Annotated in this window: 19 protein-coding genes; 9 read left to right on the top strand and 10 right to left on the bottom strand. The window is 69.8% G+C overall.

The window, feature by feature from the left end; genetic code table 11:
* Positions 1-81: 81 nt before the first annotated feature.
* The 4 genes from ABD296_RS14170 to ABD296_RS14155 all read right to left on the bottom strand — a co-directional run bounded on the left by ABD296_RS14170 (position 82) and on the right by ABD296_RS14155 (position 3,436).
* Positions 82-681 carry a hypothetical protein gene (locus ABD296_RS14170; RefSeq protein WP_344266240.1) on the bottom strand — a complete coding sequence of 200 codons (600 nt, stop codon included), beginning with the start codon at positions 679-681 and terminating at the stop codon, positions 82-84.
* On the bottom strand, positions 678-1,118 hold the full coding sequence (locus tag ABD296_RS14165; protein WP_344266237.1) for a hypothetical protein: 441 nt from the start codon (positions 1,116-1,118) through the stop codon (positions 678-680). Before ABD296_RS14165 ends, ABD296_RS14170 begins: the two co-directional genes overlap by 4 nt.
* Positions 1,115-2,653 carry a DUF3631 domain-containing protein gene (locus tag ABD296_RS14160; protein WP_344266234.1) on the bottom strand — a complete coding sequence of 513 codons (1,539 nt, stop codon included), beginning with the start codon at positions 2,651-2,653 and terminating at the stop codon, positions 1,115-1,117. Before ABD296_RS14160 ends, ABD296_RS14165 begins: the two co-directional genes overlap by 4 nt.
* Before the next feature lie 141 nt (positions 2,654-2,794).
* A complete protein-coding gene (locus tag ABD296_RS14155) occupies positions 2,795-3,436 on the bottom strand; it encodes a hypothetical protein (protein WP_344266232.1) in 642 nt (213 codons plus the stop codon).
* Between the two features lie 195 nt (positions 3,437-3,631).
* On the opposite strand from ABD296_RS14155, the gene ABD296_RS14150 reads away from it, so the two are divergent.
* The 3 genes from ABD296_RS14150 (at position 3,632) to ABD296_RS14140 (ending at position 7,775) form a co-directional block, all read left to right on the top strand.
* Positions 3,632-3,979 carry a GntR family transcriptional regulator gene (locus ABD296_RS14150; RefSeq protein ID WP_344266230.1) on the top strand — a complete coding sequence of 116 codons (348 nt, stop codon included), beginning with the start codon at positions 3,632-3,634 and terminating at the stop codon, positions 3,977-3,979.
* Positions 3,980-4,833: 854 nt separating this feature from the next.
* A complete protein-coding gene (locus ABD296_RS14145; RefSeq protein ID WP_344266227.1) occupies positions 4,834-5,589 on the top strand; it encodes a hypothetical protein in 756 nt (251 codons plus the stop codon).
* 1,004 nt (positions 5,590-6,593) lie between these two features.
* Positions 6,594-7,775, top strand: coding sequence for a hypothetical protein (locus ABD296_RS14140; RefSeq protein ID WP_344266224.1), 1,182 nt, complete (start codon positions 6,594-6,596; stop codon positions 7,773-7,775).
* Positions 7,776-8,062: 287 nt separating this feature from the next.
* Here ABD296_RS14140 and ABD296_RS14135 read toward each other — a convergent pair whose 3' ends face one another.
* Positions 8,063-8,407, bottom strand: coding sequence for a VOC family protein (locus ABD296_RS14135; protein WP_344266221.1), 345 nt, complete (start codon positions 8,405-8,407; stop codon positions 8,063-8,065).
* A 239-nt stretch (positions 8,408-8,646) separates the two neighbouring features.
* The gene (locus ABD296_RS14130) at positions 8,647-9,819 is read right to left on the bottom strand and encodes a glycosyltransferase 87 family protein (RefSeq protein ID WP_344266218.1); all 1,173 of its coding nucleotides are present in this window, start codon (positions 9,817-9,819) and stop codon (positions 8,647-8,649) included.
* A gap of 134 nt (positions 9,820-9,953) precedes the next feature.
* Here ABD296_RS14130 and ABD296_RS14125 point away from each other — a divergent pair, with 134 nt between their 5' ends.
* On the top strand, positions 9,954-11,087 hold the full coding sequence (locus tag ABD296_RS14125; RefSeq protein ID WP_344266215.1) for a sensor histidine kinase: 1,134 nt from the start codon (positions 9,954-9,956) through the stop codon (positions 11,085-11,087).
* Positions 11,084-11,749 carry a response regulator transcription factor gene (locus ABD296_RS14120; protein WP_344266212.1) on the top strand — a complete coding sequence of 222 codons (666 nt, stop codon included), beginning with the start codon at positions 11,084-11,086 and terminating at the stop codon, positions 11,747-11,749. The genes ABD296_RS14125 and ABD296_RS14120 overlap by 4 nt, the downstream gene beginning before the upstream one ends.
* 11 nt (positions 11,750-11,760) lie before the next feature.
* On the opposite strand, the gene ABD296_RS14115 is transcribed toward ABD296_RS14120, so the two are convergent.
* Positions 11,761-12,144 (bottom strand): MarR family winged helix-turn-helix transcriptional regulator, encoded by a 384-nt coding sequence (locus ABD296_RS14115; protein ID WP_344266209.1) that lies wholly within the window; start codon positions 12,142-12,144, stop codon positions 11,761-11,763.
* 102 nt (positions 12,145-12,246) lie between these two features.
* Here ABD296_RS14115 and ABD296_RS14110 point away from each other — a divergent pair, with 102 nt between their 5' ends.
* The gene (locus ABD296_RS14110) at positions 12,247-13,692 is read left to right on the top strand and encodes an MFS transporter (protein ID WP_344266206.1); all 1,446 of its coding nucleotides are present in this window, start codon (positions 12,247-12,249) and stop codon (positions 13,690-13,692) included.
* 591 nt (positions 13,693-14,283) lie between these two features.
* On the opposite strand, the gene ABD296_RS14105 is transcribed toward ABD296_RS14110, so the two are convergent.
* Both ABD296_RS14105 and ABD296_RS14100 read right to left on the bottom strand, forming a co-directional pair.
* Positions 14,284-16,779 carry a VIT domain-containing protein gene (locus tag ABD296_RS14105; protein WP_344266203.1) on the bottom strand — a complete coding sequence of 832 codons (2,496 nt, stop codon included), beginning with the start codon at positions 16,777-16,779 and terminating at the stop codon, positions 14,284-14,286.
* Complete coding sequence (locus ABD296_RS14100) at positions 16,776-17,507, bottom strand: helix-turn-helix domain-containing protein (protein WP_344266201.1); 732 nt, start codon at positions 17,505-17,507, stop codon at positions 16,776-16,778. The genes ABD296_RS14105 and ABD296_RS14100 overlap by 4 nt, the downstream gene beginning before the upstream one ends.
* Before the next feature lie 234 nt (positions 17,508-17,741).
* Here ABD296_RS14100 and ABD296_RS14095 point away from each other — a divergent pair, with 234 nt between their 5' ends.
* Together ABD296_RS14095 and ABD296_RS14090 are read left to right on the top strand one after the other, a co-directional pair.
* Entirely contained in the window at positions 17,742-19,544 is a 1,803-nt protein-coding gene (locus ABD296_RS14095; protein WP_344266199.1) for an RNA polymerase sigma factor, read from the top strand.
* Positions 19,545-19,703: 159 nt separating this feature from the next.
* A complete protein-coding gene (locus ABD296_RS14090; RefSeq protein WP_344266197.1) occupies positions 19,704-20,894 on the top strand; it encodes a C40 family peptidase in 1,191 nt (396 codons plus the stop codon).
* Between the two features lie 176 nt (positions 20,895-21,070).
* On the opposite strand, the gene ABD296_RS14085 is transcribed toward ABD296_RS14090, so the two are convergent.
* Positions 21,071-21,562: an inorganic diphosphatase gene (locus ABD296_RS14085; RefSeq protein ID WP_344266194.1), complete on the bottom strand. Its 492-nt coding sequence runs from the start codon at positions 21,560-21,562 to the stop codon at positions 21,071-21,073.
* A gap of 140 nt (positions 21,563-21,702) precedes the next feature.
* Here ABD296_RS14085 and dacB point away from each other — a divergent pair, with 140 nt between their 5' ends.
* Positions 21,703-23,091 carry a D-alanyl-D-alanine carboxypeptidase/D-alanyl-D-alanine endopeptidase gene (dacB, locus tag ABD296_RS14080; protein WP_344266191.1) on the top strand — a complete coding sequence of 463 codons (1,389 nt, stop codon included), beginning with the start codon at positions 21,703-21,705 and terminating at the stop codon, positions 23,089-23,091.
* The last annotated feature ends 46 nt before the right edge of the window (positions 23,092-23,137 follow it).

Genomic DNA, 23,137 nt, shown 5'->3' with positions numbered 1-23,137 from the left:
GTGGACCCGGACGAGACGAATAGACGAATCGGGGCCGGGCGCGTCCGGACGAATGGGGGAGTCGAATCCGGTCACGCACGGTTACGGTTCGGGGGCGTGCTCGGGGAGGTAGTAGCGGGTGGCGCGGGTCGATCCGGCGACCGCGATCACGCCGTCGTCGCGGAGATCGGCCAGCCACTTGGCGACCGTGGACAGGGCGTGTCCGGCGACCTCGACCAGTTCCGGGCGGCGGGCTCCCTGGGGCCCGCGTTCGGCCAGCAGGGCGAGCATCGCGGCTCGCGCTCGGGCGGGGATCTGCCCGTCACGTCCCCGCTCGTCGCGTTCCTGCGCAGCGGGGCCCGCCGGTCGCTGCGCGGTCTCGGGGCGTGCCGGGCGGGGTGCTTCCTGCGGCTCGGGGTCGTCGGCGGTGCCGGCGTCCGGGGCGGCGGGGGTGAGGAAGTCGGCGGTGGTCTTGTCGGGGTGGTCGTAGCAGTGCCCGGCGGCGTTCTCGGCGGCTTGGGCGGCCTGGGTCAGCAGGTCGGCCAGGGCGGCCACCTCCGTGCGCGCTCCGGGCGGCAGCGCGGCGTCTTGGACGCTGCGAAGCTCGGTGTCGACAAGGTTGGTCAGCGCGTTGCGCACGGCGGTGAGGTAGTCGCCGTAGCGGATCATGCTGCCGGGCAGGTCGCGGGCCGGGGTCTTCATCGGCGGGTTCCCTCCAGGTGGCGGGTGCAGGGCGGGCAGAGCCCGAACGCGATCAGCAGCGGCCCGAAGCTGGCCAGCGCCGGGGTGACGACGTCGGCGGGCTTGCGGCAGCGGTCGCAGGTGGCGTCTTCGGCCGGGTCGGGGATCAGGGCGGGCAGGCAGTGACCGCAGACCAGGCGGCCGGGTGCCCACACGGCGGCGTGGACGACGGCGGGCGCGTCGGTGATGTGCGGGCAGGTCTGGGCGGTTCCGGTGGCCAGCGCGGCGCCGAGGGCGGCGAGCTGGCAGGCCAGCCAGGGGCTGGCGGTGCCGGTGACGGGGCCGCCGTGGTCGGCGCTGAGGGCGGCCAGGTGGCGGCGGGCGTGGCGGGTGGCGGCGCGGTACTGGTCACGGTGGGCGGTGCGGCGCGCGTGGTCGGCGCTGTGGTGGGCGGTCATGATGCGAGTCGCTCCGAGCGGTTCGGGGGGCACAGCGGGTGTGTGGTCTGGCCGGGCTCGATCGGCGTCATCGGCTCGTGGCAGGTGGCGCACTGGCCGACGGGGCGGGGGGTGTCCGCGACTTCCGCGACTTCCGCGACTTGGCTGGTCACAGACGGGTCGCCGGTCGCGGGTCGCGGAAGCTGTCCGCGACTCGCGACCGGTGGGGGGTCGATGACCTGCGCGGTCGCGGAAGTCGCGGAAGTCGCGCTCCCCTCCTGGGGTGCGGGCAGGTAGCGGCTCCAGGCGTCGGCCAGGTGCTCGCGCCGGTACCCCTTCAGGCCCTTCCCGCCGACCTTGACGTCGGTGGAGGTGACGCCGTAGGGCTTGAGCAGCTTGGCCAGGTTGCGGGCGTTGAGGGGCTGGCCGTACCAGTCGGCCCACGGCGCTTCTTCCATCGCGTGCAGGCGTTCCAGGATGACCGCGCCGTGCAGCCCTTCGGGGTGGTCGGCGTCGGCGAACACGGTGCGCAGGTCGGCCAGCAGCCGCACCCCAGCGGAGGTGTCGGTGTCGGCCGCCTGGGTGAGCGCGATGCAGGCGTTGCGGGCGCGGTGCGGCCAGTCCCCGCCGGCGGCGTCGGCGACGGCGATCAGCGGTTCCCAGTTGTCGGCGGCGCGGTCCTCTACCGGCATCTCGGGTTGGGCGTCGGCCAGCTCGTCCAGCCGCTGGTTCGCCCAGGTGGCCAGCCGCTCGCGGAGCGCTTGCAGGGGCGGCGCGTCGCGGCGGGTGCGGTAGGGCTTGACGGTCTCGCCGGGAGCGCGGCGCCGCATCCCGACGATCACGGCGCGGTCGGCGATGGTGTCGGGCATCTGCCCGATCCCCGCCAGGCTCGCCATGGCGAAGGTGTGGCAGTGCTCGGGCGCGCGGGCGGCGGCGTCCCACCGGATGTAGGGGCGGTTGCGCTGGTGACCGGCGTTCAAGATGCCGCGCAGGTCTTCGTGGTCGGCGGCCTTGGGCCCGAACACGGTGTCGGCCTCGTCTAGCAGCAGCGTCGGCGGGTTCGGTCCGATCGAGCGGACCAGCGCGGCCGGGGAGATGTTCACCGCGATCAGCGGGTTGTGGCACGTCGCCTCGATCACGTCCAGCAGCCGGGATTTGCCGCACCGCTTCTCTGGCGCGGAGATCACCAGCCGCGTGGCGGTCTCCCAGGAGGGTTGGGCGTGTGTGGCCGCGATCCACAGCACCACCGCATCGGCGGTCTCCGGGGACGGGAGGATCACGTACCGGCACAGCGCCGCCCGTAGCTCGTTCAGCAGCGCCGCGCCGTTCGTCGGACCGTTCACCGTGTTCACCGATTCGGGGCCGGGCGTGAACGGTCCGGCCTGCTGTAGTGAACGCGTCCCCGTGGGGGCGGGCGCGGCGTTCACGCCGTTCACGTTCGCCGGGCCGGTGTTCAGGGCGGTGTTCTCGGAGGTCGCCGGGTGCTGGCGGGTCTCGTCCTGCGGTGCGGGCGGCTGAGCGTGCCCGTTGGGTGTGTGATCTGGGAAGTCAGCCAAGATCGGGGATTCCTTCCGAGCGGGCGGGAGACGCCGGGCGCCTCCCGCCAGGCGGGGCGCGAAACGGTGAACACGGCGTTCCGGGGGGCGCACGGGGGTGTTCACGTGCGGGCGTCCGGGGCGCGGGAACCGGTTCGGTGTTCAGCTCACGCGGGGCGCGGCCAGGGCAGGGTGAACGGGCGCCATGCGGCGCTTGGTGTCGTTCCAGAGCCGAACCTTGGCTTGGCCGTGGTGGCTGAGGTTCAGGTACGGGCCGTTCTGGAACGGGGTCGCGGCCAGCTCCAGCCCGCGCCGAACGGCCGCTTCGACGTCGGCCGCGCCGTGGTCGGCGCGCAGCCGCGCCGCCAGCTCGACCAGCCCGCGCCCGTCGCTGGACAGGATGCTCACGGTGTCGTGCCCCGCCCACGCCCACACGGCCGCGACGTCGGCGAAGAACTCCGCCGGCACCGGCACCGACAGGTGACCGCACAGCGCCCAGCAGCGCGCCCAGTCCAGCCGCTTGGCCTTGGGCCAACGGTGGTAGCTGACCTTCGCGGGCTCGACTGCGAGAAGCTGGCGCCGGTCGGCCGCGTTCAGGTCGTCGGCCAGAGCGGCGAAGTGCCCCAGTCCGTGCCGCTCGACCATGACGGCCACCGCGTCCGCGACGGCCCCCTTGTCCCTCTCCCCGGTCGCGAGCGGCGAGTCGTACAGCGCCATCGCCGCTTCCTGCCCCAGCGCGTACGGCAGCGTCGCCACTGCGGTGGGGGACTTGTCCAGAACCGGGGTTGTACCGTTGACCTGCATCGTGACGTCTCCAAACGATCGATGCTCCGGCCCTGGCGGGTGGCAGCCCGCCGGGGCCTCTTGTGTCTCCGTAGGTACGCCACCGTTCGGTGACGACCGCTACTGTGCTAGTACGCATCAACATAGCTAGCACTGTGCTGGTACGCAATAGCTCGTGCCATGGCGTCTGAGGCAGACGGCGCTTACCCTTGACGGGTGGCCATCAACGCGAACGATCCCCGCCCGCCGTATCAGCAGGTGGCGAGCGACCTGCGGCGCCGCATCCGAGAGGGGGGCGCCTACGCTCCCGGAAATCGACTCCCGTCGATTCGTGCGCTGGCGAAGGAATACGAGATCTCTCCTCAGACGGTCCAAAACGCCCTGCGGGAGTTGCGCCAGGAGGGTCTCGTTATCTCTCAGCAGGGCCGGGCGTTCTTCGTGCGGGACGCCGGCAAAGCGCTCGGAGATGCGGACCCGGCGGCTGTGGCTGACCGCTTGGCGCAGGTCGAAAGGGAATTGAGGGAGCTTCAGACTCGTGTCGCCTCCCTGGAGGCCCGTGGCTGATCGCTGTTGTTCGTTCACGTCCACTATGAGACGTGATCGAACCTGGCAACGGCCATGCAGACGCGATGCAGGGGCAGTGCAAAAGCAGTGCAACTCCGGCCGTCGCGCCGGATGCGGGAGGTTCTCGAATGGCGGACGTCGTCGCTTCTTGGACGAGTGCTCGCGCGGATGCGCTTCGGCAAGCGCTGCGGATGAGCAATGAGGCATTCGCGGAACACCTGGGGGTCGCCGTCCGGACCGTGGCATATTGGCGAACGAGGGCCAATATCGTGCCTCAGCCAGCGATCCAAGAGACGCTAGATGCTGCGCTTGCCAATGCGCCAGAGTCGGTTAGAGCTCAGTTCTTCCTACTCCTTGAAGGTGAAGGACGAGACGAGAGCTCGTCAGGCCCTAAGGTAGGTGGCGGCGGCGCAAACTACCGCACTGGTGAGGCGGACGAGAACGTGCGGGCCAGTCATCACGAGTGGCTGTCTGTGCGTCGCAACCTGAATCAAAACAGGGCAGAGCTGACACAAATCGTCAGCCGTATATACCCCGAGGAGATGCGGCTCGGACAGACGGGCGTACTGATGCCTGAGTCATGGCGCCTTCAAACGCCCATCGACCTTATGTCAGTTGAACTCAAGTGGGAGGAGTCTGCCTCTCAGCCCCCCGTCGCTGGTCAAAGTGCCGAAACGGCTCGACTCCGCCCGCTGGTTTCACCAGGTCGGCAGTACACGCGGTACCACCGGGCAATGCGCGACCTAGACCGCCCCAGGCTGTTCGAAAACCGACTGTGCTACCGGCTTCTCAACGTTGACGCTGAGGACGTCGCCGCCTCCAACCGACTTACCCTAAGCATGACGCTAGGGAACATGTGCTACTTCGACATGATCGACGTGGGTGAGGCGCTCGCACACGAGACCGGTCTTGTCGGCTGCCCGGAGGGCACGGTGGTTCCCGAGCGACTCGCGTGGGAAAATCTGCCGTTTAGGCGAATGGTCCGTGACCCATTCGACCTAGCCCGCTATCCGCTGATGCTCTCGGTGAGTACCTTGACCGTCCGCCAGAGCGAGGCAGGAACAACTTTCTTGCTCTTGCGTCGAAACCCTGCAAAAGTCGCGATCGCGGGAGGGATGCTAAGCGTATTCCCGACTGGAGTATTTCAGCCTGCATCCGTCGTTCCCGCTCCGCACTCGCCAGACTTCAACCTCTGGCATAACGTCATGCGCGAGTACAGCGAGGAATTCCTAGGGAATCCCGAGCATGACGGTGATGGACCGCCGATCGACTATGAGAATGAGGAGCCGTTTAGGTCGCTCAATCTCGCCTTGCAAGCGGGAAAGATTCGGGTTCTGTGCCTGGGGGTAGGCGTCGATGCACTGAACTATGTCGGAGACGTGTTCACTGTCGCAGTATTCGACGCCGACATATTCGACAAGATCTTTGATGGGATGGTCGAGCAAAATGACGAGGGGGACGTAGTCAGCAGCGACGACCGTCAAGCGTTCAACTTCGACGGCCCGACCATCGAGCGGCTATTGCGTACGGAGCCCATTGCGCCTAGCGGCGCGGCCTGCCTCTACCTCGCATGGCAGCACCGAGACGCCATCATCGGCTCTCAGGCATGAGTACCTCGACTCCAAGAGCGGACGACTAGCGGAAGACTCGTCCAGTGCCCTTGCATGGGGCGCAGGTAACGTATTCCCACTCGACACTGTTCCTCATCTGCTTGTTGCTGCCTTTACCTCTACAGAATCGGCATTTATCATTTGTCATTTGTGGCTCAACGATTTTGCCCGAGGAGTTGCGGAGTGGACTGAAGTCCGTCTTGTGTCGACCGCCCCACGGAATGAACGAGAGCGCTAAGAACGCCCCTGCACCGATAAGTCCTGTGTACGCGTTGACGCTTAGCCCGAGCCCGAAGGCCAACGCGACCGTGCAGAGGAGACGGAACATTTGGATCATCCCCCGTGGATGGCTAAACGAGGGCACCAATGCTCTCATGGTGCGCCCGCCAGCACATAGTCGTTCGATCACTGACTGTGAAGTATGGCCGCATGTGGCTAAACCGGTGAGCCTCGGCAGCAATTTTCCGATAGGCATCTCCGGCGTCCTGAGCGACCGGTGCGTCAGTGGCGCTCGGTCGCGGGACAGCGCTACCTGAGCGCCGGCCGGGGATGGTGCTCGGCTAGAGGCTTCCCGTCGGCGCTGCATCGGCTCGCGCGAGGTGTGAACCTACGAGCCCCGTTCGACATGCCTCTGGTCTATCTCCGTCGTCCCCGCTCCTGAGAGCGGGGGACACAAGTGCCTGACGAATTGCATGACGACAGAGACGTCGGTGGGCGTACTTCTACGGACGTCAGGGGACTGCCTCTAATGCGGTCGCGAGCGCTGCGGACTGGTTGGATGGTCGCGGGTGTGCTCTCGTAATGAATAGGTCATCGGTTCGATTCCGATAGGCGGCTCCACCTCAAAGGCCCCTTGCGCTCACCGCAAGGGGCCTTTTGCTACGGGTCAGCGTCCCCCAGCCGAGCGGCCACCACGGACTACGAGGGCGATGACGTTGTGATGACCTTGACCCGCAACTACCTGCGCCCGAACCAGGCCCTCACACTGCGATGGGATGTACCGCATGAGTCTGCGTGACGAGATCGAGAACGTACTCCGCGGGTGGAACGCCCACGAGATCGCCCACGGCGCATCACCCATCATCGATTTCGACTGCCACCCCACTGGCCTGGGACCCGAGCCCGCGCCCGATCGGCTCACCGTCTACCGCCGGCTCGCAGAACTACGCGCGACCGCCACCGGCCCTCTGGCGACCCGCCTGGACGCCGACCTGACCTACCTGGGTGCCCTACTCGGCGAACACCCGCCATTCGACGACTACGTCTGCAAGACGCAAGGGTGCGACCCGGCGGGCTGGCCGGAGGAGTATGTGGCCGACCGCGCCGAGCAGGCCCGCGCCGCACTGGCCGATCTCGGCATCACCTGGGGCGCCCACACCAACACCGAACTGCGCCAGGCCGAAGGACTGTTGGACGTCAGCGAAGCCCCCGACGCCATCCGCCAGGCCGCCGAGGAGCTGGAGCCCGCCGTCCGCGAAGCGACCGGCAGCACCGCTCCCTACACGCTCACGATCGAGACCACCGAGGTGGACGCCTACTGGGCCTATTGGCTGGACGGCGGCGGCGACCAGGTCCGGCTCCGACTGAACCTGCCCAACGTCGAGTTCACCCAGACCGGCGCCCGCCAGTTCGCCCTGCACGAGGTCCTCGGCCACGGCCTCCAAAGCGCCAGCCTCACCGCCCGAGCCGCCGCCGAAGACGTCCCCTGGATCCGCCTCCTCAGCATCCACGCCCCGCAGCAGGTCATGCTCGAAGGACTCGCACAGGCATGGCCCCCGTTCCTGCTGCCCGAGGACAAGGTCCTGATCACACGCGTGAAACTCGCCCACTACACGCAACTCGTCCTCGCCCAGGTCCACCGCGCCATCAACCACGGCACACCGGCCGTCGAATGCGCCGACCGCCTCCGCGCCGCCGTCCCCTGGATGACCGACAAGACCATCACCGGCTACCTCGCCGACCGGGGCACCAGCCCCGAACACCGCTCCTACATGTGGGCCTACCCAGCCGGACTCGACTGGTTCGCCGCCCTCGCCGACGCCGACCCCAAGGTGTCCAGGAAGGTGCTTCATGCCGCATACCAAGCCCCGCTCACCCCCACCGACCTCACCAACCTCTGGCCGGCCGGCCCGACCATCGGCGGCCCCGGAAGCTCTGATCGTCTTCCAAAGCCTCCAGCTCCCTGAAGCCCTGTTCACCGTCATCGACCGCGTCCCCGACCACGAACCGGCAGCGGCCGAAGGACGGCGCATCGCCATCCTCTCCCAACGCATCCACCCCAGACTCGCCTCGGCGACACCACCGCACAGGGCTACTGCTGACTTCAAGGCCCAGCACCTCGCCGCCTACGTAGAACGCTGCACAGCATGGCGGCGAGCAAGTCAGCTAAAACCCCAGCTCAGCCCGGCAGAACCCGTGCCGAATGGCAACTTTGCCAGCGGGCCATTCAAGGCTCCGGGCAACGGCTTGTGAGCTATTGGGCAGGTGCCTCGGCGAGTGACAGGCTGTTCCCGTCGGGGTCCAGCACGACGACGTGGCGAATGCCATTGCTGTAGGTCTCAACTGGTTCGTGGCCGATGCCGTGCGCGGTAAGGCGGGCCAGGATGTCGTCGAGGTCAGTCACACCGAAGGTGACCATAGCGCCGCCTACCCGGGCGGCCCGCACGTCCCGATCGTCGATGACGACCCATGCGTTCTCGCCGACCTGCCACAGGTGCTCTTCGCCGATGACCTCGTCGGCCGGGCGCCCGAAGAACGCCCCGAACCACTCCAGTGCTTTGGCTCGGTCACTCACGCACATGATGCTGTACAAGTCCATTCCGGCCCACTCCTCTTGTCGTTTCGAAAGGTTGACCATTGCCGTGGCGGAAACTCACCGGGGAGGATGGCTTAGGTCCCGCAAGGAAGTAGACAGACGGGTTGAGCGAGCCCGGACCAGGGGGCTGCGCTGCGCCGATCCCCGCGAGCCGGAGCACTCAAACGGGCGAGACGGTCTCCTGCTCCGGTGTGCGCAGCCGGGATAGCAGGCCCGCGGTCGTCAGGCCGACTGCTTCGTCTTCAGGCTGGTGTGCTGCACTCTGGATTCGTTCGGTCTGGGACGAGTTTGCGCGGGTGGTTGGTGGCGAGGCTTGGGAGGGCGGGGTCGGTCCGGTGTCGTAGGTGGGTGGTCATGAGGGTCAGGAAGAACAGGCCGGCGACTAGGTAGCAGTTGGCGATCGGTGTCAGGAGATGGAAGCCGTATTCGCGCGGGTCGCCGTTGTGGGGTGTCCACCACAACGGTGACAGGACGAAGACGACGTAGCCGGCCGAGGCGGTTTTCCAGTTGCCGTTCCGGATCAGCACTGCCAGAGCCGGGACGATCCATACCCAGTGGTGTGCCCAGGAGATGGGCGAGACGAGCAGGCCGGTCACACCGGTGACTGCGGTGGCGGCTAGCCAGTCGCCGCGCCTTGCCCAAAGTGACGCGACCGTGAGGCCGAAGAGGCCAATGACCGGCGGGACGGCCATGTACCAGGCGCCCACCTCGGCGGTTCCTCGGAGAATGCGGGACAACGCGCCATACGGGGACTGGTTGCTGATGTACGTGACGCCGACGCGGGACGTGTCGAAGAAGGTGTGCAGCCAATAATCGTGGGACGCGTCCGGTGCGATGGCGTAGGCGAGCAGGGTGCAGGCGGCGAAGACCGCGACGGCCGTGGTGGCGTCCCTGGTTTTTCTCGTGAGTAGCAGGAGGACGACGAAGACGGCCGGTGTGAGCTTGATCGCGGTTGCTATGCCGATGCCGATTCCGGCCGGACGGTCGCGGGCGACGCGGTGCATGTCGGCGAGGACGAGGGCCAGCAGGAACAGGTTGACCTGGCCAAGGAAGAACGAATGCCAGACGGGTTCGAGAAGCAGGCCGCCGACCACGACGGTCACGAGCGAGGCGCGGTGGCCGGTCAGTTTTACGGTCAGCGAGCAAGCCCATATGAAGGCCCCGAGAGCGGCCAGTTGCCACAGCATTCTGGCGAGCGTGAGAGGCAACGCTGCCAGAGAAGTGAACAGCGCCGCCATGAAAGGCGTGTTGGTGAACCAGTGGTCGGCGAGTTGTTCCTGGTAGAGGCGGGATCCGTCCGTCACGGCGTGCCCGCCCAGCCAGTAGATGCGGAAATCCAGCGAGTCGTACATCGCGGAGAAGACCACGATCCCCAGGATTTCCAGGGCCAGAATCGACGACGCCCAGCGTTTCATGCTAAGAACGGTGCCGCCGGGCGTGCTCGCCGGGCATCGGGCCGCCGGACACATTCGCCGCCGCTGTTCATAGCCCGCGGGATTACGCCTGCGGGCCAATGTGGGGGCGGGCGGGCAGAGGTTACGATCGGCGCATGTCAGCCCTGACGTGGCGGCGAGCGAGCCGAGTCACCTGCGCGGCCCTGGCCTGGTGTGCGGCCGTCCTCTACCCCGGCGTCCTCTTCCTCACGGTCTCCACCGGGAGGTTCACCGGGGAACGGGAACTGGACGTGTTTCTCGCGTTCGCTCTCACGGCGCTGGTCGCGGCCCTGCTGAGGCGCCGTGCGTTGCCGGCTCACGGCATCCTGCTCTTCGCCTGGATCGTCGCCCTCATGGAGATGCCGAACGGGACGATCGCGGGCCTGGAGATACTGCTCACCGATCTCTCGGTCTGCTACATCGCGGTCACATGCGCGCGAAGGCTCTCGATTCCCATCGCCGTGACCACCTGTGTGTTGCAGGTCCTGTCCGTCGTTGCGTGGCTGCACGCGGACGAGGTGCTTTTCGTCACCATCGTTCTCGCGATGGCGGTGACCTGGATGACGGGAAACTCCGTCCGCGTTCGCCGGGCTCACGCGGAGACGCTGCGCGAGCAGGCCACGGCGCGGGCCGTCTCAGCCGAGCGGCTCCGGATTGCGCGGGAGTTGCACGACATGGTCGCGCACAGCATCGGCATCATCGCGATCCAGGCGGGCGTGGGCGGGCGGGTGATCGACACCCAGCCGGGGGAGGCACGCAGCGCACTCGACGCGATCGAGGCCACCAGCCGCGACACCTTGTCCGGATTGCGGAGAATGCTGACCGCGCTCCGCAAGGACGATCCGGGTGCGGCGCCGCTCGGCCCGGCGCCCGGCCTGGACGACCTCGGCCGCCTGGCTGCGGCGGCGAAGGACGCCGGCCTCGAGGTCGACATCAGGCGGACGGGCGAGCCGAGGCCGCTCCCGCCGGACGTCGACCTCTCCGCCTACCGGATCGTGCAGGAGGCGGTGACGAACGTCGTCCGCCATGCCGGCACCGAGCGCTGCCGCGTGACGATCGACCACCGGGACGAGGAACTCGCCATCGAGATTGACGACGACGGGCGCGGCGGCATGATCGGGACCGGGTACGGCATCGTCGGGATGCGGGAGCGGGTCGCCCTGCTGCGCGGCGAGTTCACCGCCGGCCCGCGTCCCGGGGGCGGGTTCCGCGTGGCGGCGCGCATCCCGGTGCTGGCGGCGGTCGCATGACGATCCGCATCGTCCTGGCGGACGATCAGCCGCTGATCCGCGCCGGCCTGCGCGTCCTCATGGCCGACACCGCCGATCTGGAGATCGTGGGGGAGGCAGGGACGGGCGCCGAGGCGGTCGCGCTGGTGGAGGAGGTCGGCCCCGACGTGGTCGTGATGGACATCCGGATGCCCGACATGGACGGCATCGAGGCCACCCGCCGGATCACGACCGCGCACGTGCTGATGCTGACCACCTTCGACGACGACGAGTACATCTATGGCTCGCTCAGGGCGGGCGCCAGCGGGTTCCTCGTCAAGGACATGGCGCTGGAGGAGATCCTGGCGGCCATCCGCGTCGTCGCGAACGGCGAGGCCCTGATCGCGCCGGGCGTCACCAAGCGGCTGATCGAGGAGTTCGCGGCCCGTCCGGAACCGGCCATCAGGCCGCGTCCCGTCGACGGCGTAACCGAACGCGAGCGGGAGGTTCTCACCCTCGTCGGGCGCGGGCTGTCCAACCAGGAGATCGCCGGGGAGCTGTTCATCAGCCCGGCCACGGCCAAGGCGCACGTCGCGCGGCTGCTCGCCAAGCTCGATGCGCGCGACCGCGTCCAGTTGGTCATCATCGCCTACGAGTTGGGCCTGGTCAGGCCTTCCGCGGGAGGCGGAGCTCCCCGCGGTTGATCAGATCCGCGTCAGGAGACCGGGACGGGGAGGTGCTTGGCGAGGACCTCGATATGGGTCTTGTGCGCCTGGGCGTGCCGTTCGCGGCCGGCCTCGGTGACCTCGACGAAGACGCCGCGCCGGTCGGACTCGCACAGTCCGCGCTCGACCAGGCCGTTCTTCTCCAGCCGGGCGACCGTCCGGGACAGCGCGCTCTGGCTGAGGTACATCGCCGCGGCGATCTCCTGCATGCGGCGCTTCTCACAGTCGGCCTCGACGAGCCTGTCGAGCGTCTCGAACTCGCTCATGCTCAGGCCGTGGGCCTCCTGCAGCGTGCGGTCGAGATCGCAGGCGACCGTGTTGTAGCAGGTCGCGAGCGTCCGCCACCGGCCCACCAGGGCCGCTTCCGACTCCATGCCGCGCATCTTAGCATGCAGGCGCATCAGATGCACTCACATTAAGTTCCGAAGAAATTTATGCTTGGACATTGGATGCATGTGCATGTACTGTCCTCCGACGTGACTATCACCGACACCTCACCTGCCTCCGCCGTCCGCGGGTCGGCCGCCGCGAGCGCGCCGGCCGAACAGACCTGGACTCCCCGGCTGTGGGGAGTCCTCGCGGTCCTGTGCGCCGTGCTGTTCCTCGACGGACTCGACGTCTCCATGGTCGGCGTCGCGCTGCCGTCGATCGGGACCGAGCTCGGCCTGTCCACCACCTCGCTGCAGTGGATCGTGAACGGGTACGTGCTCGGCTACGGCAGCCTGCTGCTCCTGGGCGGACGTACCGCCGACCTCCTCGGCCGCCGCCGGGTCTTCCTCACCGCGCTGGCCGTGTTCGCCATCGCGTCGCTGGTGGGCGGCCTGGTCAGCGACGGGACGCTGCTCATCGTCACCCGTTTCGTCAAGGGCCTGGCCGCCGCGTTCACCGCGCCGACCGCCCTGTCCATCCTGACCACCACCTTCCACGAGGGGCGCGCGCGCAACCGGGCGCTGTCGGTCTTCTCGGTCTTCGGCGCGAGCGGCTACTCCTCCGGGCTGATCCTGGGCGGGCTGCTCACCAGCTTCGGCTGGCGCTGGACGTTCCTGACCCCCGTGCCGCTCGCCCTCGTCGCGCTGGTCGCGGGCATCGCCCTGATCCCCCGCGACAAGCCCGCGGCCGACGGCGGCCACGACCTCGTCGGCGCCGTCACGCTGACCGGCGGCATGCTCCTCGCGGTCTACACCGTCGTCTCGGCACCGGACCGCGGCTGGCTCGACCCGGTCACGCTCGGCTCCATCGCGCTGGCCGCCGCCCTGCTGATCGGCTTCGTCGTCACCGAGAACAAGGTGCGGCACCCGCTGATCCGGCTCGGCATCCTGAAGATCGGCTCGATCGTCCGCGCCAACCTCAGCATCGTCGCGCTCTTCGGCTCCTACCTGAGCTTCCAGTTCATGATGACCCTCTACCTGCAGGACGTCCTGCACTGGTCACCGCTCAAGATGGCCATGGCGCTGCTGCCCGCCGGACTGATCGTCGCCTTCGGCTCCCCGTTCGTCGGCCGGCTCATCGACCGCTACGGGACGCCGCGGCTGATCATCAGCTCCATGACCTCGCTGAGCCTCGGGTACGTGTGGTTCCTGGCCACCGCCGGGAACACCCCGCACTACGCCTTCACCATCCTGCCGACGATGCTCCTGCTGGGCGGCGGCTTCGCCTTCGGGTTCAGCTCGATCATGGCCCAGGCGACCGACGGCATCGAGGACTCCGAGCAGGGCCTGGCCTCCGGGCTGGTGCAGACGTCCGGCCAGGTCGGCGCCGCCCTGGTGCTCGCGGTGGTGACCGCTCTGGTCGCCGGCGGCACGGGCGGCAGTGACTTCGCCGAGTTCCACCCGGGCGTCAACCTGGTGAGCGGCGTCGCCGTGGTCGGCCTGGTGCTGAACCTGATCCCGCTGCTCCGCGTCACCCGCGCGAAGCACGCCTGACCTCCATCCCCCCGGCCGCGGCCGGACCACAAGGGCGGCCTCCCGACCGGGAGGCCGCCCTTCCGCTGCCGCGCCCCCTCCTACCCGTCCGCGCCGACGAGACGGGCGGCTGTGGTTGGCTCTCCGAACGTGAGTGACTCGCGGGCAGCCATCGGATCTGAGTACCTACGCGCGCATCCGGAACGCCGCGTTGCAGGGGTTCGCCGACAGAGACGTCGCCGCGACATCGATCCCGACGGAGAACCCCAACGGGGCCACACCCCGAGCCCTGAGATTCCTAGCGATCAAGCCCCCACGACCACCCCCAGCCGAACCCCGCCCAACACCGCACCAGCCCCGCCCAACAGCCAACGCGGCATCGGGCTAATGCACAGGCCAGTGACCTGGCCCTCACCGGCGGCGGTCAGGGGGCCGGGCGTGCACGACCTCGGCCCGTGTAGCAGGCCGGTGCATGCTCCCGCCGCAAGCCACTCCGGCGGACGCGGTGGCGGAGTCAGGGCCGGTGGACGTCGCCTCGGGCCTGGTCCGCGTCGGTGGAGGTGTGCTGGGGGCGGGCGCATGGGGCAGGTCGGGGACCTGTCCCATGCGAGATCAGGTGTTGCGCTTCCAGAAGGGGCGGCGGGTCGGTGGGTTGGCGGGCTCGCCGACGAAGTCGGCGAGGGTCTGCAGCGCGCGGGTCCAGAGGGCGTCGACCTCGTGCTTTGGGCTCTGGGGGGTGACGCGGAGTAGGGCGTGGCGGAGCGAGTCCAGTATGCGGAGGTGTTCGGTGTCGGGCGTGAAGTGCGCTCGCATGCGCTCGGTGATCGACGTCAGCGCAGGCAGCACCTCGTGCTGCAGTCGGCCGATGCGGTGGTCGGTGTCGTTCGGGCTCCTGCGCAGCGAATCCAGCAGGCGTGCCAGTTCCTGCTTGTAGGTGTCGAGGTCGGGCGTTGGGGGCTGCCCTGGCGAGCCGTATGGGGGAGTGGCGGGGGGTGCGGAGTCGCGGAGGAAGTCGGGCACGTCGCAGTCGTCGTGGTCGTCGAAGATGGCCGGGCGGTGGCGGCTTGCGGGTGGGGAGACGTGCGGGGCGGGAGCCGGGGCACCACCGGCGGGGCGCATGCTCCGAGGAGCGCTGCCGGGGGCGCCCGGAGCAGGTGGCGCGAAGGTGGACGGGGGAGGGCCGCCCGCGGGCGGGAGTGGTGGCGGGGCCATGAGCGGGCTCGCGGCTCCGTACGCCGCCGCGGGCGCCGCCCAGCCGTCCGGTGTCTCCACGGGCTGGATGACCTGGTGCGGTGCGCCGGACTCGGAGACGACCCGGCTGTCCACGGCGACGAAGGCGGTGAAGCGGCACAGGACGCCGAACCGCAGTGAGGTGCTGATGATGCGGTGTTCGAGGTCCGGGGGGCCGCCGATGGCGTAGCGGTCCTCGAGGTCGCGCAGGTGTGCGCGTGCCCAGATCGACGTGGCGGCGGAGTTCTTGGTGACCGTTCTGGTCGCCTGCTGCCGCCAGGCGGTGCCGTCGGAGGCCGCGCCCTGGACGGTGACCGACCCCTGGGGCGCGCCCCGGAAGCGGCCCGTGAGCACGAGTGGCACTCCTGGGAAGAGTGCGCCGAGGCGGGCGGGTGCCATCGAATCGGGGATGATCTCCAGGCCGTCGGCGTGCAGGGTGAGGCCCGTGGCGACGGGCGCGCCGATGCGGTGGTGGATCTGCTCCATGGCCTCGTCGAGGCGGTCCTCGGACTCGACCAGTTCGCAGCGGCCCTCGCCGATCGCGGCCAGCCGGTTGAGGAAGCCCGCGTTCACCGCGCGGTCGATGCCGACGGTGTGGACGCGCACGCCGCGCAGCCGCAGGGCCAGATGGGCGAGGATCTGGTCCTCGTTGCCGACCTGCCCGTCGGTGATCAGGACGAGCACCCGGTCGCGGCCCGGGTCCGCGAGCAGGGTGCAGGCCTCGTCGAGCGGGGTGAGCATCTCGGTGCCGCCGCGGGCGGCCAGCGCGGCCAGGTGCTCGACCGCGCGGAACCGGTTGCGATCCGTGCCCGGCACGAGGCCGGAGCCGAGATCGCGGGGGCGCTCGATGACGGTGTCGAAGGACAGGACGGCGAAGCGGTCCTCGTCGCGGAGCGTGTCGGCGATCCGCGCGGCGGCGCGCCGGGCGGCGACCATCTTCCAGCCGTGCATGCTGCCCGAGCGGTCGAGGACGAGGACGACGTCGCGGGGGCGTGGCCGGACGTCCCCGGAGGGAAGGACGGTCAGGCTGAAGGTCCCCTCGTCGCCGGTCTCGTCCGGGACCAGGGACAGGGCCGCGCTCTCCTGCGGGGCGAACCCGAGTCGCAGGACGAAGTCGCGGTCGAGGCGCTCGCCGGGCCGGAGCCGGACCGTGGTGCACTCGCCTTCGCTGTCCTCCGCCACCACGTGCAGGGCGGAGTGGATTTCGGTGAGCGGCAGCCCGGACGGGTCGATGTCGACGGCCATCGACAGCCGCACCGGGTTGGGGAACCCGGGCAGCAGCACGGGCGGGCTGATGCGGGACGCGTCCGGCACCGCGTCGGTGTCCTCGGCCACGCCGGCCCCCGCGGCCTCCTCGCCCAGCGGGATCCCCGGGATGTAGCGGGGCGCGACCACGAGCGGGAAGCGGAAGGTGGCCGTCGAGGACGATTCGTGCGGCAGCGGCTGGGTGAGCGCGAGCCGGACCGTGACGCGTTCGCCCGGCAGGATGTTGCCCACCTGCATGGTGAACACGTCCGGGCGGTCCTCTTCGGCGATGGCGGCGCGCTTGCCGGCCGCTATGGCGGCGCTGTAGTCCTGACGGGCCTGGCCGCGTTCCTTGAGCGTTCCCTCGATGACCCGGTCGTCCGCCTCCATGCGCAGCGCGGTCACCGCGGCGCGGTCGGGGAGCGGGAAGACGTAGGTCGCCTCCAAGGGCACGTCGAACGGGTTGCGGAAGCCCTGGACGACCTCGACGGCGGCGGCGAGCCCCGCGATCGAGGCGTGCACGCCGACGGAGTCGAGCGGCAGGTTGCCGCGGTCGGTGGTCAGCGCGCCGAGCCCGCCCTCGGGGGTCGGCGGCGTCTCTGGCTCGGGCAGCGGCAGGATGCGGACGGTCATTGCGGCCTCCGGGGAGGGTCGGCGGGCGGGCGGACGGGGCCTGCGGGGGAGGCGATGAGACCTCGTGCGGCCAGGACGTCGAGCAGCGGCCGGGCGGCGGACTCGATGGCGCGGAGGTCCTCCGCGCTGAGCGTGCCGGCCTCCAGCAGCAGGGTGAGGTCGGGGGCGAGGCGGACGCCTTGCACCACCGGCGGGACGGGCATGGAGTAGTCGTCGGCCACGGCGGCGCGGCCGAAAGACATGTCGGGACGCGCGCTCCAGAAGCGTTCCTTGGGCCGTGCGTCGCCGTCAGCGGTGCTGGCGGACGATCCGGCGTGCGCGGCCTCTGTAGCGGTTCCGGGCTTGGACTCGGCGCCGGCCGCTGCCGGGGGCGTGGCGGGTGCCGGCACGGCGGCTTCCGGATCGGTCGCCTCGGGCGGGAGGGCGGCGATCCGTTCCAGTGTGGCGTCGGTCGCGGCGGCGAGTTCGAGCTGGATCTCGGCGATCGAGCGGCCCGTCGCCTGCCGCCGCTTGACCGCGACGAGTTGGAGGAGGTGGCGCGGGCCGTACAGCGCGGTGCGGCCCCGACGGCCCGCGGGCGGGTCGACCAGCCCGATGGTGGTGTACCAGCGGATCAGCCGCTCGTTGGGCAGATCGCGCACCCGGCCGTTGACCTGCGCGGATGCGCCAGCGGCGAGAGCCGCGGCGGCGCGCTCCGCGAGTTCGCCGATCGTCCAGGTACCGTCCATGAGCCGATGATGACACTGTCACGATGACACTGTCAAATCGATGGGGCCCGCACCCGCTCCGCCGCCGGCCGTCACCGGACGTGCCACCAGAAGATCGGACGAACCCCCTTCAAAACCACTAATGGCAACACTCGGGAAAAGCGTTCCAAAAAGCGGAAGAATTGAGTTCGGTCGCCGGGTTCGATCTCTTGAAATTGCCAGTAAAGAGCTTCGGGAGGCTTTACCTTTTCCGGTATGAACGACCATCTCCTGGTCGCGGCGCTGCGCGAGCGCGATGCCGGTGCCCCGGCCGACATGTACGCCGCCTATGCCGATCGGCTCTACGCCTACTGCTGGTTCCAGCTGCGGGACCGGGACGCCGCACAGGTCGCACTGCGGGACACGTTCGTCGTCGCCGAGGCGCATATCGACAAGCTGCGGGACCCGGACCGGTTCGGCCCGTGGCTGTACGCCATCGCCCGGCAGGAGTGCATCCGGCGGTCGCCGGCCGGGGAACGTCCGCCTGATTTGCCGGTAGCCAGCCACGACCAGGAGGACGTCGATCAGAGGATCACGGCATGGGAGGCGGTGGCGGCGCTGCCGGCAGCCTCCAGGGAGATCCTCGAGTTGCGGGTACGGCACCAGATGTCGATTCCCGACCTCGCCGCGATCCTGGACGTCCCGGCCAAGGAGGCCGAGGCGACCCTGGAACGCGCGCACACCGGGCTCGAAGCGGCGCTGACGGCCGACATCCTGGCGAAACAGGGGCCGTACGGCTGCACCGAACGTGCCCAGCTGCTGCGTGAGCGGCACGGCGATCTCACCCCGGAACTGAGCGAACGGCTCATGGAGCACGCCCACGAGTGCTCCATATGCGGCGCGTTCCGGCCGCGTAGCGTGTCGGCGGCCAAGGTGTACGGGCTACTCCCGGACGCGGACCCGCCCGACGAGCTGCAACTGCGGGTGATGAACTGCTTCATGGACCCCGAGCTCGTCGGCTACCGGCTGTTCGTCGCCACACGCGTCACCGAGTTCACGCCGGCCGGTTTCCCCGTACAGCCGGGGCAGCCCACAGGGGCCTTGCGTGCGCCTCGTCCCAGGAGGCGGCTCTCACCGCGACGGCGGCCGCGGGGCGAACGCGGTGTGTTACCGCCGGACGGCCTGGCCGCACAAGCCGCCCGCGCCTTCGCGGTACTCGTCATCGTGGCGATTCTCTTCGGCGGCGGGATCGCCATTGTGCGGGGGCTCTTCGGTACGTCCGAAGACGCGGGTCCGGCCGGAACTCTTGCGCAGCCCCGTCCGAGCGCGATCCCCGGCCTCTCGCAGAAGCCGGTGCCGGACGGCCATTCGGGGGGTGCAGGACGGAATGGCGTCGTGGACGTCGCACCCGTGTCCGCCACATTTCCACTAGGGGCGCTGGGTTCTTCCGCACCGCCCACGGCCCTGTACGTATCGCCTCCTGTGCCGGTGTCGAGCGGCCCTCTCCCGTCGCCGGAGAACCCCTCGGGGGCGCTCGTGGTCTCCCCGCTTTACCTGGACATGGCCGGTGGAGCCGACGGGTCCGTGGAACTGCAGGCGGTGGGCGCTCCCGTGTCGTGGAAGGCCGAGACCTGGGGCGCGCTGCGGCTGGACCGGACCTCTGGACGGCTCGGGACCGGGCAGACCGTGACCGTCGCCGTCCACGTCTCCCGCCAATCGCGCTCGCGCGGAGAGGGCGGCATCAGGTTCCGGCCTGGTGGCATCGAGGTGTGCGTCACCTGGCGCGCCGACGCGCCGGGCACTCCAGGGGAGGGCACTGACCCCACCCCACCGCCGACAGGGCCCGGCACGGGTGCACCATCGACTCCGCCGGAAACGGACAGGCCCAGTGGCCCGTCCACGTCGCCCAACCCGGATCCGCCTTCATCGTCCGAGCCGACGCAGCCGGATCCGCCCACGACGTCCGATCCACCGCCGACAGGTGGCGAATCCGATCCGCCGCCGTCTTCGAACCCGCCCGCCTCGTCCGCGGCCCCCGGCTCGCCGACCTCTTCCGGTGGGAACGCGACGCCCGCGTGACGGACGTTCCGATTGTTGCCCGTCTCAACTACGCTTCGTAGGTGATCATTTGCGCTAAGTAAAACACGCCACGGGGAGGACGTGTTCATGGGACCGAGCGCAACACGGCCGCACCGTCGCGGAACCACGTCCTCCGCCAAGAACGCGACCCTCCGGTTGATGGCGTTCTCCGCCGGAATGGCGGTCGCCGTCAACTGGCTGGTGCCGCCGGCGTCCGCCCGCCCCGTGCAGCGCGCCGCGGGCAAGCCGGTCCCGAGCGCGCACGACGTCGAGAAGAGCAGGCAGCAGGCGAAGGACCGCGCCGCCGACATCGGACGGACGAAGGCCGAGCTCGCCCAGGCCGACGGGGAACTGGACCGGCTGAACGCGGCGGCCGAGTCGGCGGTGGAACGCTACAACGGGGAGCGGCTCAAGCTGGAACGGTCCCAGCAGACCTACCAGGGCACCCTGCAACGGCTCTCCGACGCGACCCGCAAGGTCGGAGAGGCGCAGGACCAGCTGGCGGCGTTCGCCGCGCGCGTCTACCAGGACGACACCGGCTACGACCAGGTGTCCTCCGCGATCTCCGGCCGGGGTGGGCCGCAGGGCTTCATGGACCGGGCCGGGATGGTCGAGGTGCTGGCCGGTCAGCGGACCGCGATGGTCCGCCATGTCGAGGCGTCCAAGACGGTCGCGGACGTCTTCCGGCGGCAGGCCGGGAGCGCGCTCCAGGAGCAGACGGCGGCGACCAGGGACGCCGAGCAGGCCAAGCGCCTCGCCCAGACGGCGGTCGCCGAGCAGCAGGCCTCCATCCAGCGGATCACCGACCGGAAGCGCGCGCTGGAGAAGCGGCTGGGCGAGGCCAGAGCGCGCGCGGCCCGGCTCGCGCGTGCGCGGGAACGCGCTCTTGAGGTGAAAGCGGCCGGCAGGGCCCGCGCGGGCCTGGAAACCGCGAACATCACCAGGCGCGGCGTGTCGGTCGCGGAGGCGGCGCTCCAATGGCTCGGCACCCCGTACTCCTGGGGCGGGGGCACTGCCGCGGGCCCGAGCCTGGGCGTCGACCAAGGAGCGGGCATCTTCGGCTTCGACTGCTCGGGCCTGTCCATGTACGCGTGGGGCAAGGCGGGCGTCCGCCTCGACCACTGGACGGGCACCCAGTGGACGTCGGGACCGCACGTCCCCGTCGACAGGCTCCGCCCAGGCGATCTGGTGTTCTTCGCCACGGACACATCGAACCCGAGCACCATCCACCACGTGGGCGTCTACATCGGCAACGGCCGGATGGTGGAAGCGCCCTACACGGGCGCGCGCGTGCGCATCTCCAGCATTCACCGGAGCGACCTGATCGGGGCGACCCGCCCTGCGGGCTGACCGCGAAGTCATGGGAGGCGGCCGGACGGTCTTCTCAGGCAAGCGAGAACCCTTCCGCACGGTCTCCCGTACGGAAGGGTTCTGCGCGAGCGCTGACGCGGGTACGGCGGGGAGCGGATCGGCGCCGTTCCGCGGCATCCGGGCCCGGCTCACCGGCCGGGTGCACCGGACGTGTGTCAGTGACCGCCCCGGTCGGCCTCGCGCTTGCGGGACCGCTCGATCTCGGCCTCCGCCTCGACCCGGCCCACCCAGCTGGCGCCCTCGACCGACTTGCCGGGCTCGAGGTCCTTGTAGACCTCGAAGAAGTGCTGGATCTCCAGCCGGTCGAACTCGGGGACGTGGTGGATGTCGCGCAGGTGCTCCATGCGCGGGTCGGTCGCCGGGACGCACAGGACCTTGTCGTCACCACCGGCCTCGTCGGTCATCCGGAACATCCCCACCGCGCGGCAGCGGATGAGGCACCCGGGGAACGTCGGCTCCTGGAGCAGCACCAGCGCGTCCAGAGGGTCGCCGTCCTCGCCCAGCGTGTCCTCGATGAACCCGTAGTCGGCCGGGTACTGCGTCGAGGTGAAGAGCATGCGGTCGAGCCGGATGCGGCCGGTCTCGTGGTCCACCTCGTACTTGTTCCGCTGGCCCTTCGGGATCTCAATGGTGACGTCGAAATCCAAGATGTCCTCCGCTCCCTGCGCGGTCGCAGTGCATAGTCTTTCGGGGGTCTGTGCGGGCGAGGCGGGCCCCCACAGGGGTGAGTTCCCTTATATAAGGATGTCGCACGTTGGTGAGTGCTGAGTGGGAGAGGGGCGGTGCCGTGTCTGTGCGCGGCCGTTCCCTCGCCGTACTGTCGCTGTCCCTCCTTAACGTTTTCGCCCTCGCTGCTGGGCTGGCAGTGGCGAAACTCACACCGGAGCGGCACCTGTCGCCGCAGCCGCCCAGCGTCGCGGGACGCGACCTGGTGCGGGCCTCGGCCGAGATCCCGGCCGCCGATCCCGCCGGCGGGCGGATGCCGGCCGCCCAGGCCCTGGCGGGCCGGCTGTCCGCGGTCATCGGCGGCCCCCAGGCGAAGATCAACGCCGTGGTCGTCGACGCGAAGACCGGCCGTGCGCTGTTCGAGCAACGCGCAGACCAGCCCGCCACACCGGCCTCCACGACGAAGCTGGCCACCACCGTCGCAGCGCTCGCCACGGTAGGCCCCTCGCACCGGATCACCACCCAGGTGGTGCGCGGCACCGGAGGCGGGATCGTACTGGTCGGAGGCGGGGATCCTACCCTGACGGCCCTTCCCGCGCGCGCGGACGCGGGCCACCCGCCCTATGCGTCGCTCCTCGACCTCGCCAAGCAGACCGCCACGGCACTCAAGGCGTCCGGTGTGACGCGTGTACGCGTGGACTACGACGCGTCCGCGTACCAGGGCCCGCGTACCGCCGCCGGGTGGAAGCCCAACTATCTGCCGGAGGGGGAGTTGGCGCCGGTCACGGCCTTGACGGTCGACGAGGGACGCGTGTCTCCGGCCGATCCGTCCAAGCGCTCCCGTGTCGCGGACCCGCCGTCCGTAGCCGCGGGCATCTTCGCGCGCCTCCTGACCAGGGACGGTGTGGCGGCCAAGGCCGGACGCAAGGCCACCGCACAGCAGGGGGCCGCGCGCCTGGGGGCGGTGCAGTCTCCGCCGCTGTCCGCCCTTATCGAGCATCTGCTGACCGAGAGCGACAACGACGTGGCCGAGGCGGTTGCCAGGCAGGTGGCGCTCAAGCTGGGGCGTCCGGCGACGTTCGCGGACGCGGCGCAGGCAGTGCGGCAGACCCTGGCCAAACTGGGCGTCACGCAAGGGGTGTCGGTCAACGACGGCAGTGGCCTGTCGCCGCGGAACCGCATCACGCCGCTCGCGCTCGCTCGCATCATCGCGCTCGCGGCCGACCCGGCGCACCCGCAGCTGCGTTCGGTCATCACCGGCCTCCCCATCGCCGGCTTCTCGGGCACCTTGAAGCCGCCGCGCTACACCGTCGCGGCCAGTCAGGGCGGCGCCGGCGTCGTGCGCGCGAAGACGGGCACGCTGGCCGGGGTCAGCACGCTGGCCGGGCTGACCTACGACGCGGACGGCCGGCTGCTGACGTTCGCCTTCATGGCGGGGGACGGGAAGGGGCCGGTGGATCCGGGCAAGCTCGACCAGCTCGCGGCGGCCGTCGCCACGTGCGGCTGCTGATCGGAGTGTGGGCGGGGCCGTACGGGAGATAACCAGAACGGTTGTT

This window comes from Actinomadura napierensis (assembly GCF_039529375.1).
Lineage (GTDB): Bacteria > Actinomycetota > Actinomycetes > Streptosporangiales > Streptosporangiaceae > Spirillospora > Spirillospora napierensis.
This window is presented reverse-complemented; position numbering and strand designations above follow the sequence as displayed.

Bases quoted from the DNA above. Each gene is read 5' to 3' on its own strand.
- ABD296_RS14155 (WP_344266232.1), bottom strand. From the start codon at position 3,436: ATGCAGGTCAACGGTACAACCCCGGTTCTGGACAAGTCCCCCACCGCA.
- ABD296_RS14125 (WP_344266215.1), top strand. From the start codon at position 9,954: ATGTCAGCCCTGACGTGGCGGCGAGCGAGCCGAGTCACCTGCGCGGCC.
- ABD296_RS14115 (WP_344266209.1), bottom strand. From the start codon at position 12,144: ATGGAGTCGGAAGCGGCCCTGGTGGGCCGGTGGCGGACGCTCGCGACC.
- ABD296_RS14145 (WP_344266227.1), top strand. From the start codon at position 4,834: ATGTGCTACTTCGACATGATCGACGTGGGTGAGGCGCTCGCACACGAG.
- ABD296_RS14140 (WP_344266224.1), top strand. From the start codon at position 6,594: ATGAGTCTGCGTGACGAGATCGAGAACGTACTCCGCGGGTGGAACGCC.
- ABD296_RS14170 (WP_344266240.1), bottom strand. From the start codon at position 681: ATGAAGACCCCGGCCCGCGACCTGCCCGGCAGCATGATCCGCTACGGC.
- ABD296_RS14105 (WP_344266203.1), bottom strand. From the start codon at position 16,779: ATGACCGTCCGCATCCTGCCGCTGCCCGAGCCAGAGACGCCGCCGACC.
- ABD296_RS14095 (WP_344266199.1), top strand. From the start codon at position 17,742: ATGAACGACCATCTCCTGGTCGCGGCGCTGCGCGAGCGCGATGCCGGT.
- ABD296_RS14120 (WP_344266212.1), top strand. From the start codon at position 11,084: ATGACGATCCGCATCGTCCTGGCGGACGATCAGCCGCTGATCCGCGCC.
- ABD296_RS14100 (WP_344266201.1), bottom strand. From the start codon at position 17,507: ATGGACGGTACCTGGACGATCGGCGAACTCGCGGAGCGCGCCGCCGCG.
- ABD296_RS14090 (WP_344266197.1), top strand. From the start codon at position 19,704: ATGGCGTTCTCCGCCGGAATGGCGGTCGCCGTCAACTGGCTGGTGCCG.
- ABD296_RS14135 (WP_344266221.1), bottom strand. From the start codon at position 8,407: ATGGACTTGTACAGCATCATGTGCGTGAGTGACCGAGCCAAAGCACTG.
- ABD296_RS14130 (WP_344266218.1), bottom strand. From the start codon at position 9,819: ATGAAACGCTGGGCGTCGTCGATTCTGGCCCTGGAAATCCTGGGGATC.
- ABD296_RS14165 (WP_344266237.1), bottom strand. From the start codon at position 1,118: ATGACCGCCCACCACAGCGCCGACCACGCGCGCCGCACCGCCCACCGT.